Annotated in this window: 11 protein-coding genes; 1 reads left to right on the plus strand and 10 read right to left on the minus strand. The window is 56.8% G+C overall.

Features of this window, described 5'->3' with window-relative positions:
* Positions 1–26: 26 nt before the first annotated feature.
* From ACZ5BO_RS22685 to ACZ5BO_RS22705, 5 genes are all read right to left on the minus strand, one after another.
* Positions 27–1177 (minus strand): IS3 family transposase gene (locus ACZ5BO_RS22685; protein WP_464695795.1). Its coding sequence is split into 2 segments (ribosomal slippage): positions 27–934 and positions 934–1177, totalling 1152 coding nucleotides; the frame shifts between segments, so codons are not numbered across the junction.
* A gap of 76 nt (positions 1178–1253) precedes the next feature.
* Positions 1254–2435 carry a GIY-YIG nuclease family protein gene (locus ACZ5BO_RS22690; protein WP_464696543.1) on the minus strand — a complete coding sequence of 394 codons (1182 nt, stop codon included), beginning with the start codon at positions 2433–2435 and terminating at the stop codon, positions 1254–1256.
* A complete protein-coding gene (locus ACZ5BO_RS22695; protein WP_464696544.1) occupies positions 2428–4542 on the minus strand; it encodes a DEAD/DEAH box helicase in 2115 nt (704 codons plus the stop codon). The genes ACZ5BO_RS22690 and ACZ5BO_RS22695 overlap by 8 nt, the downstream gene beginning before the upstream one ends.
* The gene (locus ACZ5BO_RS22700) at positions 4542–7334 is read right to left on the minus strand and encodes a class I SAM-dependent DNA methyltransferase (RefSeq protein ID WP_464696545.1); all 2793 of its coding nucleotides are present in this window, start codon (positions 7332–7334) and stop codon (positions 4542–4544) included. The genes ACZ5BO_RS22695 and ACZ5BO_RS22700 overlap by 1 nt, the downstream gene beginning before the upstream one ends.
* Positions 7335–8124: 790 nt before the next feature.
* Entirely contained in the window at positions 8125–9168 is a 1044-nt protein-coding gene (locus ACZ5BO_RS22705) for a restriction endonuclease (RefSeq protein WP_464696546.1), read from the minus strand.
* A gap of 282 nt (positions 9169–9450) precedes the next feature.
* On the opposite strand from ACZ5BO_RS22705, the gene ACZ5BO_RS22710 reads away from it, so the two are divergent.
* Positions 9451–9777, plus strand: a complete 327-nt coding sequence (locus ACZ5BO_RS22710; protein ID WP_464701351.1) for a DUF6124 family protein — start codon at positions 9451–9453, stop codon at positions 9775–9777.
* Between the two features lie 76 nt (positions 9778–9853).
* On the opposite strand, the gene ACZ5BO_RS22715 is transcribed toward ACZ5BO_RS22710, so the two are convergent.
* The 5 genes from ACZ5BO_RS22715 to ACZ5BO_RS22735 form a co-directional block, all read right to left on the minus strand.
* Entirely contained in the window at positions 9854–10147 is a 294-nt protein-coding gene (locus ACZ5BO_RS22715; RefSeq protein ID WP_464696547.1) for a type II toxin-antitoxin system RelE/ParE family toxin, read from the minus strand.
* Positions 10135–10407 (minus strand): CopG family ribbon-helix-helix protein, encoded by a 273-nt coding sequence (locus ACZ5BO_RS22720; RefSeq protein WP_102864761.1) that lies wholly within the window; start codon positions 10405–10407, stop codon positions 10135–10137. Before ACZ5BO_RS22720 ends, ACZ5BO_RS22715 begins: the two co-directional genes overlap by 13 nt.
* 360 nt (positions 10408–10767) lie before the next feature.
* Positions 10768–12801 (minus strand): LTA synthase family protein, encoded by a 2034-nt coding sequence (locus tag ACZ5BO_RS22725; protein WP_464696548.1) that lies wholly within the window; start codon positions 12799–12801, stop codon positions 10768–10770.
* Between the two features lie 49 nt (positions 12802–12850).
* Positions 12851–13462, minus strand: coding sequence for a hypothetical protein (locus ACZ5BO_RS22730; protein ID WP_464696549.1), 612 nt, complete (start codon positions 13460–13462; stop codon positions 12851–12853).
* Complete coding sequence (locus tag ACZ5BO_RS22735; RefSeq protein ID WP_464696550.1) at positions 13462–14757, minus strand: sialidase family protein; 1296 nt, start codon at positions 14755–14757, stop codon at positions 13462–13464. Before ACZ5BO_RS22735 ends, ACZ5BO_RS22730 begins: the two co-directional genes overlap by 1 nt.

Genomic DNA, 14757 nt, shown 5'->3' on the forward strand with positions numbered 1-14757 from the left:
GGGCCCCCTGAATCGCCCCGGATTCTCTAGACACCTTGCAAGCTCATTGCGTAACGCTTTTCAAACTCTACCGGCGACAGCTGATTGTTGAAACCATGGCGGCGTTTCGCGTTGTAGAACATCTCGATGTAATCAAATACATCACTACGAGCATCTTGCCGCGAGGTGTAGATTTTCCGCTTGATCCGTTCCCGTTTCAGAAGCTGGAAAAAGCTCTCGGCCACGGCGTTGTCATGACAGTTGCCTCGGCGACTCATGCTGGCAATCAAATTATTTGCCTTCAAAAAGCTGCGCCAATCGGAGCTGCTGTACTGGCTACCTTGGTCGGAATGAACCATCACCTCTTGCTTCGGCTTACGCCTCCAAATCGCCATCAACAACGCATCAATAGCCAGATCACTGGTCATCTGCGACTTCATTGACCAGCCAACGACCTGACGAGAAAACAGATCCAGCACCACCGCCAAATACAACCAGCCTTCATACGTACGAATGTAGGTGATGTCGGTGACCCAAACCTTGTTGGGCTCCACGACATCGAACTGGCGCTTCAGCAAATTAGGTGAGGCGACCGCTGGCTTGCCGCCATACTTTCCAGGGCGGCGTCGATACCCTGTCTGAGAGCGCAGCCCTTCAAGACGCATCAGCCTTGCCACACGATGACGACCACAATCTTCACCGACCTCGCGCAGATCGTCATGGATTTTGCGATAGCCATAAACGCCGCCGCTCTCCAACCATGCATGCTTGATCAAACCCAGCAGTCGCTGGTCGTCTTTAGCGCGTGCAGATTGCGGCTCAGACAACCAGGCGTAATAACCGCTGGGATGGATTTTCAGCGTCAGGCATAGCCGTCGAATGGAATAGTCGCCGGCTCGCTGCTTGATGAAGGCGTACTTCAACCGCACTCCTTGGCAAAGTACGCGGCGGCCTTTTTTAAGATGTCTCGCTCTTCAGTGACCCGCTTGAGTTCTGCTCGCAGACGACGCAGTTCAGCGTGCTGATCATCGTCCTGCTGCCGTTCTTCTTGAGGTTTGCTGTAGCGCTTTATCCAGGCATAGAGGCTATGCGTCGACACGCCGAGACGGGCCGCTACCTCAGCAACGGGTAGCTTCTTTTCGGTCACGTGATTGACTGCTTGGATTTTGAATTCTTCGGGATAACGTGGGTTGCTCATGGCACCTCCTGATTGGCCTCAGTTTAAGGCATGGAGGTGTCTACAAAATCCGGGGCGATTCACTGTACCTCTACCCCTAGCTGACCAGGCGAGCAGTTTGTGGATCGTAAACCACTTCGGTAATAGACCCATTACGAATACGCTCAACTGCCTCATCAATCACATGGAGTGGAACTAGGAACCACTCTCTCGGCCTAACCGGATTCCCGAACCGATCCTCTATGGTCAGATCAAGCTGCACTGCACCAAATAAGCGGTGAAATATATTCTCTAGCCTAGTCCGATTGAGATTGTGAAGCTTATAGGCAGCTACGATCTCCACACCGGCCAGCATATAGGTCGCGTCTTTTTCCGCACCTGCTATACGGGCCTCCACTTTGCCACCAGTCACGCCGATCTTGTGAATCAGATCGCGATGATCTGCCACGAATGGGTGCTCGGATAAACTCCTCAGCACATAGATAGTCCCGCTCTCGATGTCGTCAGGCTCTGGTGCTTCGCCAAACAACGGCCCCATATCCGGGTCGGTTAGTCGGCGGCCGGTGTCGTCCTTATAAAGAGCCCGTTGCAACGAGCGGCGCAACAAATTGCTTTCTGTGCCGTTGGCGTAAATGACACGTAAACGTGCATCGCTCTCGCCATTTGGAGCCTTGATGGTTTCTCCAATTTCGGCCACATACGCTAGCTGACCACCAACGATGAAGTAGTTTCCGGCTTCAACGCTGGTATCGCGTCCAAAACGCAGGGTTTTGCGAACGCCAGATTTCAGCTCCCTCTCAGCCAGCTCGAATAGTGGTTGGAACTTGTCAAAATCCGCACAGGGAGCACGGTCGGCGATTTCCTCCGCTGCACGCTTTTCAGTGCTCGAACGCACGTGGCGCAGAACCGTGATGTCGTCCTGATCGGAGGACTCGGCGCCGATACCCAGCTCGGCCAGCAACGCATCTTCGTCCAGTTCATCCACATCCACCGAAGCCATTAAGGCACCGGAGAGCAGGCCGGGAACATCCAACTCAGCCAGCAGGGTTTGTGCCTCCGGCAACTTGCGCAGCTGATCCAGGCGCACGGCATACAATCGCTCGAAGATGTCGCGGTCTTCACCATGCACTGGTGGGTGGCCGTGAATCTGATAAAAACGCAGGATGTCCTCGAAACCGGCGATGATGCGCTCTTCACGTGGGTTTCGGTTTGTCGCCTTGAGCGGAGCGACTTCTATGCCAAGCGCATCTAGCAATTCGTCATCGTTCATATCAGCCATTGTCGGATTCTCTCAGAGCCTGTGCTGCCTTGGCCTGCGCACGGAAACGCGCTAGCACAGCCACTCCTTCCGCCATACGCTTTTCCCACGAATCGGCTGAGTTGATGTCTGGCAGGCGACCACGTTCATTCTTGAACTGCAAGGCGCGCTTTGCCAGCTCGCGAGCTTCGTCTTCGGGGATACTCAACTTCTTGGCGGCAATGCTGGCCTGTACCTGGCGTAGTGATTTCTCATCCATCGCTTTCGCCAGCACCGCATAAGCGGCATCAAAGGGGTTGATGCGGTCGATCAGGTCAATATCCAGTTCGCGTACGTTAACGAACTTACGTACGCCATCCAGCAGCGCTGTACTTCCTTGTACGGTATCACCACTGTTTGCATCGCCCCCCAAAGCCAACTTGGCCTGCTGGGTAATGTTCATGGCAGCGACGGCGTGCTGGCGGATAGCTTCCTGATCGATGTCGCTCAAGTCTGGGTAACGCTCACGCACGATCTTTCCCATGTGCAACTGGGTCAGCTCTTCGGGAAGGGTGTTTTCCTTGTCGAACAAGCCACGCTCTAACACAGTTTTGTCCTGCAGGAAGCTGGTCACTACTTCGTTCAAATCTTCTTTGCAAATGCGAGTAGCTTCAGCACTTTGCGGCGTGGTCAGGCCGTTGATCTCGACATGGTATTGACCTGTGGCTTCATTCACTCCCAGGTTCATGCCGCCTGGCTGATAGCCATCGAGCCCATAATTGAAACCCTCTTTCGGCCCTGTATCTTTAGGGGTGAACTCATAGCGTGGGGCTAGCACCTGTTCCATCAATAAGCTGGCAGAAATAGCCTTGAGCATATCGTTCACAGCCTCGGCAACAGCGGCTTGATCCGCTGTGGGTTCGGCGATCAGGTTGGTGAAGCGTGAGCGCTCCTTGCCCTCCGCATCACGTGTTGCGCGGCCAATGATCTGCACAATTTCCGTTAAGCTCGAACGGTAGCCAATGGTCAGCGCATGCTCGCACCAGATCCAGTCAAAGCCTTCCTTCGCCATCCCCAGAGCAATGATCACATCCACATTCTCTCGGTTGTTTTTCTGCTCAGGGTCTTTCAACGCGGCGAGCACTTTTGAGCGTCTAGCCGCATCGCTGTCATCCACCAGATCGGCTAGTTTCAGCGTACGACCGTCGTTTGTCTTAATCAGGTGGAAGCCGGTAGCTGGATCGACTCCCTGCCAATCCCCCAGAGCACTCATTATTTCGTTGACCTCGCGCTCCTTGTCCTTGAGGCTTTCGCGGGCATTCACATTGGGGATGTGGATGATCGTTTTCAACTTCGGATCAAGCACCTTGGCTACGGCATCCACATATTTGCCAGTGTAGAAAAAGTAACCGATATCCAGTGACTTGAGCCAACGATAGCCGTTGAGCTGCTCGTAGTAGGTGTAAGTAACCGTCTCAAACTTAGCCTCTTCCGCAGGGGCAAGCACTGCCTCACTGTCTCCGCGGAAATAAGAGCCTGTCATGGCTACCAGATGCACTTTATCGCGACTGATAAACGCACTAAGTTGGCCGCCCAGCTTATTGTCTGGGTTGGCGGAAACGTGGTGGAACTCGTCAATGGAGATCAGGCGATTGTCGAAAGCTTCGATGCCCAACTCTTCTACCGCAAAGCGGAAGGTGGCATGGGTACAAACCAGCACTTTATCAGCGCTTTCCAAAAACTTGCCTACCGCGCCCACCTTGGATTTGGCTACACGTGGCTCGTCGATGCCAGGTGCATTGCACAGGTTCCACTGCGGAGAAACCTGCCAATCCCAATAAAAGCCAAATTTGCTTAGAGGTTCATCCGCAAAGCTGCCACCAATGGAGCGCTCTGGAACCACGACAATTGCCTGGTGCAGGCCCTGGTTGTGGAGCTTGTCCAGCGCGATAAACATCAGCGCACGGGATTTACCCGACGCCGGCGGTGATTTGATCAGCAAGTACTGCTCACCGCGTTTGGCATAGGCGCGCTCCTGCATAGCGCGCATGCCAATCGAGTTGGCCTTGCTAGATGCGCCGGTCCGCGCCGTGGTGATTGAAACTGATGGCACGGTGTAGGCATTAGTCGGGTTGCTGGATGGCTCCATCACGCATTCATTCCCTTTTTTGTTTTGAGTGCAGCATTGGCCACACCTGTCGTCATCTTTGTGTAAAGGTCAAACAATTTTTCAAGCCGCTCGGTGTCGTTTTTGAAACGGCGACCGATGTAAATACGCTCCAACACTTCGTCGTTGCGCTCATGGGCCCGTCGCAGGTTGTCCGGCATGGTGTCTGGGGCATACAAGTCGGCGATGGTGGCGGGGAAATGCGCCTCGCGCGCTAGCAAAATGTCTTCGGCGCAGCGGGTCAGGTCGATCTTGTTTTGCTCGGTGAGCAGCGGTATCGGGAAGGTGTTCCAGCCGAGAGTGTTGGAGTAACGAAAATCTGTTTTCATTTTCCCGCACACAGTGCCAATCCAGACCAAATGGACTCGTGACGCAATCAAAGCCATATTCCAAAGAGGCGCGTCATAGAGAGCCAATGCAAGATTGCTAATTATCGTACCCGTCGGCATGTAGCCAACAGGAAGATAATCTCGTGACTCAGATGAAACACTTGGCACAATCATCACTGACTCAGCACCGGACTGGCGGATTTCACCAAATCTGTGTGGTGCTTTTGAAAGCGCAACTGTTGCTGCTTTCGTGCTGTCCAACCGCATATTCTCAACTGCCTTAAGCCTTGCAGAAATGGACGCGATGGCACCGGCCTCAGCTGCATCCTTATCCCGAATCCAAAGACAGTAGCGTTCAAGGCCACGAATGAACTCAGCAGATCCATAGATACGACGAATGAATTTTTCTGACTGATATGCGGTGAGGTCAAGCGCATCAACTTCATCAGAGGTAAGTAGTAAATAGCCACCATCCGTGGGCTGGTTGCCCTTGGTCATCTCGGCCAAGCCCTTAAAAGGCTTTGGGCGTTTCTCAATGACGACATCTGCGCCTGGCACTAGATATGCGTTTATGTGCTCCACATCCTTTGCAGAAAGTTCACCTTCCCTATTGAGGGAAAAAATTCTACGAGCTTTCTCGGGCCTACTGGAAATTCCAACGATTACAACTGTTACCCCTGCATTGTGACTTGCCAGATTCGTCCACTTGAACGACGTGTGCGCAAAGGAAATTTGATGACCACTGGCAAAAATCAGGGGCCAGAGGATCGGCACCTGCGATCCTTGACAGATGGAGTTCGTAGACACAAATGCTGCGCTGGATTTGGTCTTGGTGCCGTAATCGGCAGCCTTCATGAACCAGCCCGCCACATAGTCCAATGACTTCCAGCTCTTGGCCCGTTTAGTGAAGATGGACTCTAAGTCCGCTTTCTGCTGATCAGTCTGCCAGGTGGAACCCAAGTAGGGCGGGTTGCCACAAATGTAAGTCTCACCACCTTCGTTTTCGAAGTCGATTTCTGTCTGATTGAGCGGTGTACCGAACAAATCATCGGCCATCACTTTCACACCCGTGCCTGTAGGCGGGCAGATACTTAACCAATCCAGCCGCAGCGCATTGCCACAAACAATCCAATTCTGCGCATTCAACGGTAGAAACTCCGCCAAGGCATCCTTCTGCCCGCGATACAGCACGTCGCACTGAAACTCGGCAATGATCAGCGCTAGGCGTGCAATATCTGCCGGAAAGTCGCGCAACTCGATGCCTCGGAAGTTCGTTAGAGGAATCTCGCTGCCAAGATGAGGCTCTCCTCGACGAAGGTTAATTTCCGCCTCGATTTCGCGTAGCTGCTTGTAGGCGATGACTAAGAAGTTGCCCGAACCGCAGGCCGGATCGAACACACGGATGCGAGCCATGCGCTTGCGAAGGTTCAGCAGCTTGCGCTCGTTATCACAGGCTTCAGCCAACTGCACCCGCAGGTCATCTAAGAATAAGGGGTTCAACACCTTCAGAATATTGGGCACGCTGGTGTAGTGCATGCCCAATGCACCGCGCTCTTCATCATCAGCTACAGCCTGGATCATGCTGCCAAAGATATCCGGATTAATCTTCTTCCAGTTCAGATTTCCGGCATGCAGTAGGTAAGTGCGTGCCATTTGGGTGAAACGCGGCACTTCGGTACTACCCGAGAACAGACCTCCATTCACATAGGGAAAGCCGTTTGCCCAATTCGGCAAGCGAGGCTGGACACTGGTGCGCTCGTCAATCTTGATGTTCATGGAGCGGAATATTTCGGACAGGACCAGATGGGTATTGGAGCCATCGCGCTCGCTGTACCGTTCCACGGTTCTGGTGAACAAGCTCTCACCATTAAAAATGTCGGTATCTTCGGCAAAGAAGCAGAACACTAACCGGGCCATAAAGTGGTTCATGTCGGCGCGGCGCTCGTCCTTAGCCCATTCCGGATTGTCGCTCAGTAGTTCGACGTACAGCTTGTTCAAGCGGCTTGTGGCGCGCACGTCGATGGGGTTGTCTTTGATCTCCTTGATGGTGGAGATTCCGGCCAAAGGCAAGAGGAAACCAAAGTGGTTAGGGAGATCCGAGTATGCGCAGGTGATGGTTTCTCCGCTGACAAGCTCTTCGGCCTCAAGCGTTTGGCCATCGGTGGCGAGGATGAACTTGGCTTTGGCTTTTGAGGTGGCCGGACTGGTGCGCAATGCCTTGAGGGTCTCACCCACGGCGTCGGCGTCGCATGCGGCAATATGGATGTTGTTACGCAGCAACACGGCACCGGACACATCAGATGCATTGTTATTCCCTGCTCGCAGGCGCTTGAGGGCCGTATCCTTGCTGCCGAAGGCGGCGAGAAATGCGAACGGAAACTCCGCTACGTCGAAGGGGTGGAGGACCAGCTCCGAGATTGCGGACTCAATTTCTACTGCGTTCATAGTTTACCACTGTCCAAATCACTCATAAGCGAGTGGGGGGCGACTTCAACCGTTAATTTTAATGGTTATGGCTAGGCGGAGGGCATCTGCGTCAACCACGGCCGATCTGTATCACCCCGACAATCTCAAACGAGGTGGTATCGCGTACAACGAGACCGACCAAAGCGGTTGACAGCGGCAATGACCGCATCGCAATAGGGTCAAAATGCATCGATTCTATGTCGAGGCGCCACTAGGAGTGACAGAAGAAAAATCAGCCTATACCCGGAGTCTTCAACCACTACACGGCGCCACGGATTGTAAAGGAAGGCTCTTCCTAACGGTAAACAACCGTGCCCACCGAATTAACGTGCAGAGCGCCTGGGAGATCATATAAAAAGGGCTGCTGAGCAATCGGCCCCTTCTCTCGCCCCTCCTCTGCTACTGCCTCCGCTGATTTGGCCTTCGTGTGTATCCGGCGATGGCTAAAGGTAGGGGTCGTAGTCTCTAGCCATCCTAGACACAGTTGAACGAACAACCATCGGCTCCAGGAGGTTGATTTTTCATTCGGCGTTGACGCACACATCGGAAATAAGCGAATACTCATCGCAGAGGTGTATGCCTAGCCACTGCCTGCACGGGACCAGTGCCACACGATGGTTTTTGCTAGCATAGATTACTAGGCTTCAATGCTTAGAATTCACTCACCCACAGAGTGGGGGGGACAAAATCTTAATGCGCCATAAAACCCAGCAAAATAAGGCTAAAACTCAAAAATAATGCCGCCCACAAGCCGGCTTTTTCTAACCCATCAAATCTCTTCCGACAGCGCCGCCGTCCAAACCCGCTTCAACGGCAACTCTGATTTGATCCCCTCATCCAGCCGGTCGTAATACATAAACAGCTGTTCGAGCAGATCGTCCTGGTTCCACAAGCGCAGGCGGAAGAAGCTCGACGCCAGCTCCTTTTGCACATTCGCGCGATAACCACCCCACGCCACAAATAACCCCTGACCAGCATTGAACTTACTCATCGCACCGAGCAGTTTGTCGACAGTTGGCCGATCTACCAAACCTGTGCCCGACTTCACTTCAACGCAGATGGCTTGCCCGCCAAAGCCCATCACGCCGTTACTGGCCAAAATATCAACGCCACCATCAGCGCCTTCGGGGCTTTGCCAGACGCTGAAGCCTTGTGCACGCAGTATCGCCGCCACCAGGGTGGTCAGCCGGTGCCCTTTAAAACGTCGCTCAATCAGTCGAACAATATGGTCTTTACCGGTGCGTTCTAGATCCGTTTCGGCTTCTTCAACAGCCACCTCATCAGATGCAGTAGCAGTGTCACACACCAACTGCTGCAACGTCTCGGGCTGCCAATTGTGGCTGGCCATGGAACGAATGCGTTCTTCTGCGTTATTACGCTGAATACGGCAGATGGTCATAAATGCACCGAAGCTGTAGAGCAGGTCTTGGGAGAAGTTGGAACGAGGGATTGCTTCGCCAATCCACTCAACCGCTCGCCAATGAAAGAATGGATCAGGGCCGGCGCTGGAGAACTGATAGCCCTCGACAAGTTTGCCGATATAAACCACTGGCTGGGTTTTGAGCGGCAGTACGACCAAATCTCCAGCTTGCATACGCTGAGCGAAGGGCCAAATCTGACTGCTCCAATTCTGTAGCGTTTTCGGCTTCGCTTCTGGGTAACGTACCGACAACTCTGCCTGAACTTGTTCGCGATTCTTGAGGGTACTCAAGTCGACATTCAGTCCATCCCACGTCACATAGACGCGGCGCTCACTGATGAACTTATCCTCAAACTCCCCTGCAGACCCTGCCCGAACCAGCCATACGGCCATTGGTGTTTCTCCCTGTTTGTTGTTCAGAGCCACTATCGAACTGGTTCTTGCAAGCGCAACTAGCCGATACGTATGTGCTCTTTGAGTCATCTAACTCGGCGGATGACATTTGGTGCGTAGAGCTGATACCCGACGATTGGATCAAGTGCAAGGGTTGGATGGCGTTTTGTTGTTGCTCAATGGCGATTCCTCGGTTTGACTCAAATCGACTGGCACAAGGTCACCGCCCAATTCACAACCCCTTGTAAGGCTAACCCCTTTCAGCCCCCCCCCGAACACGATATCGACACCCAACGCATTCGCTTGGCCTTGGCGGCGCATGGCGCTGAAACCTCGATCCTCAACAATCTGAAAGACACCGTACCTACGTCCGTAGGTCATCAATCCATGTTCAGTGTCCGCCCCGGCATCAATGCCGAAGAAGCCTTGGTGCATGTGTCATTGCTGCTGGACTGTGCGGTACAGGTCAGTGATGAAATCAACGAACGCGCCAGCGGTGTCGAGCGTGGGTTGATTTGGTCGATGATCCATTCGGTGGAGATGGCGAGAGCAGTGGTGGATTCGTTGCTGGATGCCAATAGACCGGCAGAAAACATTCAGCAAAGCTGAGGAAGGAGAAAACGGGGTAAGACGTGACTTACCCCGTTGCCATCTGACTGAAGCGCTAAACAGCTGCGACTAAAACTCAGTAACCGGCTTCTTTCTGATGCCGAAAGGCAAGTATGTAAACAGCATCGTCCGCACGCTCATACCGATAAAGTGCGACATAACCCGATTCACCGAACTCGATGATCAGCTCGCGCAGCTCCGGCAGTTCTGGAAAGGGACGACCGATTTCTGGGTCTTCCTCCAGTCGAGCGATTTGACGCTCAATCACTTGGGCAGCTCGTTGAGCGATCAGCGGGCCTTTCTCGACTAGAAACTGGCGACAATGCTCCAATCCTTGCGCAGCACCTTCGGTGAGAATCAATCGTGGCACTTAGGCAGCTCCGCCTCAGCCTCGGTACCCCAGGTGTTGAGCCAAGCCCGAGTTTCTTCGCCGGTCAGATGCCGACCCGTTTCCTGATACGCCGCCCAAGACGCCAAGGCTTCTTGTTTAAAGCCCTCACGGGCTTCCTCGCGCTCGACGTACTGCGCTATTGCTTCGCGCATAATCCAGTGGGACGAACGTTGACGCAGTCCCGCCAGATGCTGAATGCGTTTTTTCAGCTCGTCATCAATCTTGATAGAAGTGGCCATAGCCGAACCCTTGTTATCTAAAGGTATTACCTTTCGATAAGGTATCAGGCACTCAACGCAGCTGTCCATGCACCGAAGGCGCGGATAATGTCACGCAGCACTGGCCTGGGAGGACACGTGGGGAGACAGATATGTATTTAAAAATAAGCCTGATTTACCCCGTCCCCATCTAACTTCTGCTGCTCGCAAGAACAGGCTGTTCGACGAACAGGCGCTTGATATAGCGCTCAAACGCCTAGCCACCAGTAGCTTTAGTCCTGAACTGGCTGCCTGTTAAATAGAGCTCAGGCGGTCTTGCGGCCGCCTGAGCTGGCAAGCCAGCTCCTACACGGGCCGGCGTCAACCGATGGCTATGCGGTGTCAGCGCACGTTGCGATACAACATCAACCGCGCCCCCTCATGCATCCCCCGCGTCAACTCCAGCAACCGTTCAAACTCCTGCGGATGCTCCTGCGCCACATCCTCCCGCGGGGTGTTTGACGCTAGGTCATGCAAGGTCGCGCCACTGCCGTCGTGCTGCATCTGCAGCAGAAAATCCTGGGTCACGCCGCCAATCACCGGAAAGGTCCCTTCCCTTAATACCAGCGGCACCACGCGCTCGCCCTCCGGCGCGGGTTGTTGAATGTCCCGCCCCATGGCGCCATTGGTGAACGGCATCCCGGCCATGCCGGCTACGGTGGGCAGCAGGTCGGCGAGGCCGACGGCTTCTTCGATCACTCTGGGCTGCAACATCCCAGGGGCATGAATCAGCAGCGGTACGTTGTTGCTTTCCAGCCCTAGCTGTTCAAACGCGGGGGCCATGTGGGGGATCTGGCTGATGCGGGTGTTGTGGTCGCCGAAGAATACGAAAATCGTGTTGTCGTAGTAGCCGCCCGCCTTAGCGATCTCCATTAGCCGGCCGATGTTGAAGTCCAGCAGGCGTACGGCGTTGTATTGCGCAAGGCTGCGCGAACCCGCGGCCTGGACTTGTTCCAGGGGCAGGTTCTGAGTTTGGAAGCCGTCGTTGTCCTTGGGGATGGTGAACGGGCGGTGGTTGCCGGAGGTTTGCAGGTAGGCGAAGAAGGGTTGGTCCTGGGGGATGGCGCGCAGCAGGCGGTCGCTTTCCTTGAACAGGTCGAGGTCGGAGATGCCCCAGACGTCCACCAGGGGCGATTGCCAGTGGCTTTCGTCGTATAGGCGCACGTTGTCGATGCTTTGGCGGATCAGGCCGTTGATGTTGGCCCAGCCGGCGTTGCCGCCGATCAGGTAGAGCCTGTGGTAGTCGCTGAAGGCGTTGATCAGGCTGTGTTGGCGGGTGATCAGGGGCTGGCGGGTGGCGGTCTCTTGGCGGGTGACGTCGGGCACGCCGGTGATGCTGGCCCACACGGTTTTGGCGGTGCCGGTGACCGGGACGTAGAAGTGTTTGAAGAACCAGCTCTGGCTGGCCAGGCGGTCGAGGTTGGGGGTGGGGTTGAGCGGGTTGCCGTAGGCGCCCACGGCGCTGGTGCCGAGGGATTCGAGCATGACGAAGACGACGTTGGGCGGCCGCGGGCGGTCGATGCGGTACGGCTGAATGCCTTGTTGGCGGGTGAAGCTGAGGCTGTGCGGGTCTGGATGGTCGACGCCAAGGTAGCGGGCCAGGGCCGGGTAGTGTTGGCGCACTTGGGCTTCGTCGTACTGGGCTTGGCCGGCCTTGAGGGTGTCGTAGAAGAACAGCACGGGGTTGAGGCCCAGGGCAGCGATCTGACTGTTGCCGGAGAAGTAGGCGTCGCTCCAGCGCAGGGGCACGGGGTTTTCCAGGTTGAGGTTTTCTACCCGGCCCAGCAGGCCGAGGAACACGGCGGCGATGCCCAGGGCGCTGACGCTGGCCAGGGGCAGCCGGCCCATGGCTTGGGCCGGGCGGTCGAGGGTCAGGCGCTCCAGGCGCAGCAAGGCGTAGCAGCTCAGGGCCAGGGCGCTGCCCCAGGCGAGGACGATCCACAGCACCGGGTAGCTTTCCCAGAGCATTTGCCGGGATATCTGTGCGTCGTCGAGGTAGCGCAGCACGGTGGCGTTGATGCGCACGCCGAGGTAGGCGTAGTGGCCGAAGTCGATGATGTACAGCAGCCCTACCCCGCCCAGTACCAGCAGCAGGTAGGCCCGGGCTAGCCAGCGCAGGGCTGGTTGGCGCAGCAGGTTGTAGCGCGGCAGCCAGGCCAGCAGGGCCAAGGGCAGCAGGAGCAGCAGGGTCAGGCGCAGGTCGAAGCGCAGGCCGATGCCGAGGGTCTGGAGGATGGCCTCGCGCTCATTGGCGGCGCTCAGGTCGACCCCGGAAAAACCCACGGCGAACAGCAGCCGCAGCAGTGCCAGCAAGCCGAATACCAGCCCTATCGCGCCCACGCCGTAGCGCAGGCGGCGTGATTGCAAGCCGCCCATCATTGACCTCTGTGTAGTGTTGTCGAAGGCCGCGGCGCGGCCTGTTGGTTTAGCCGGCAAGGGGCTGCCGGCGGCTGCGCTGGACGAAACGGCGCCACAGCCACAACAGCAGTGCGCCGCTGCCGGCGATCAGGCAGTAGCCCGCCAGCAATGGGTCCAGCAGGTAGTCCCAGTAGTTTTCCGAAGGCTTCAGGCGCAGGACAAAGGCCAGGGTGCCGACCGCCAGCATCAGCACCCCCAGCAGGTTGCGCTGCCACAGCAGCACCAGCGCCGCCAGGCCCATGAGCACGATCATCGGCCGTGGGTTGTAGCCCCAGCGATAGGGGTCGAAATAGGTCAGGCCCAGGGTCGCGGGGTACAGGCTCAGGGTCAGGCCGATAAACAGCAGCAGGACCTGTACTCGGTGTTTGCCGGGCAGCGGCGCAACCACCCCCAAGCGCCGCAGGCTGACCCAGCCCAGCAGCACCAGGGTGCTGATGGCCAGGTCATCGGTGAAGCTGCGCACATAGGCCGCCAGCGGCAACTGGTTCAGCGGGATAAAGCTGACCAGGGCCAGCACGGGCAGCAGCCAGGGGCGCCAGGGCGTGGTCACTCGCAGGCTGCCGAGCAGCACGAAACCCAGGAGGATAAAACTCAGGTGGGCTTGCCACAGGGACATCATCACAAGCGCTCCGCCAGCCACGCCGCGTTGAAGCTGACGTGCTTGATAAAGGTGTTGTTCCAGGAATAGACCAGGTGGTACATGCCGTCCGCCCCGCGGCTGAAGTAGGGGTATTCGTACTCGAAGTCGCAGCCCTGGGGCTTGCATACCCGGTAGTCGAGGTTGCTCAAAAAGCGCTGTTCCAGGGGCAGGCGCCGGGCGCCGCTGGAGGCGCGGAAGCCTGCGCCGATGATGTCCTTGTAGGCCTCGTGGGAAAACGGCTGGCCCAGGGGATCAGGGGACTGGTCCAGTTCCACCAGCGGCCGCCATTGGCTGAGGCCGGCATCGGTGCCGTACAGGCTGAGTTTGAAGCGCCCGTCCTGCAGGTCGTTGAGGGCCACCAGCAGGCCCTGGTCGTCGGTGCCCACCGCCGCCAGGGACGAGTTGGGGTTGGACGGTTGCAGCGGATAGGGTTCGCTCCAGGTCTGCCCGGCGTCTTCGGTGCGGCTGGCCAGGACCTTGTGGTGGGTGTCGCCGGCGTAGCGCAGCATGGCCACGGCGCGGCGTTCGTCCAGGGGCACGATGGTCGGTTGCAGGGAGTGCTTGCCACGGCTGATGCGGAATTTGTCGATCACCGCGCCATCGGCACTGAGGTACAGGTACTCGGCGAACTTGCCCATGAACTCGTGGTACACCGGCAGGCCGATGGCGCCGTCGGCATGGAACACCGGCGCGGCGCGCACCAGGGTGCTGATGTTGAAGAACGGCGAGGTCACCAGTTGCCGTGGCGCCGACCAGCTGCGCCCAAGGTCGTCGGAGACCATCAGGTTGATGGCGCTGGTGGCCCAGCCGCCCACCGACACCGAAACGTAGAACATCCACAGGCGCTGGTCCGGGCCGAGGGCGATCACCGGGTTGCCGAGTTTGCGGATGTAGCGCCCGGTGCCGGCACGGGTCGATTCCCGGGTGGCCAGTACTTGCTCGGCGCCCCACTCGCCGCTCTGGGCATCAAAACGTGCGCTGCGTACCTGGACATCGGCGGCGCCTTCCCGGGAGCCGGCGAACCACACGGCCATCAGGTCGCCGCCGGGCAAGGCAGTCACCGAGGAGGAATGCACGAAGTCATCCAGTTCCGAGGAGACGAAGCGGCTGGTGTATTGCGGTGTGCTGTTGGCCGTCGCCCCGTCGCTGCTGACGGCGGTTTGGGCGAACGGCGCCAGTTGGTGAGGTGGATGGCTGCGCCAGGCGGCGATAAAGACTGCGGCCAACAGCAGGCTGCCGCAGAGAAAGATCAGGCGAAAGGACAGCGCACGCAT

The organism is Pseudomonas sp. FFPRI_1 (assembly GCF_055384485.1).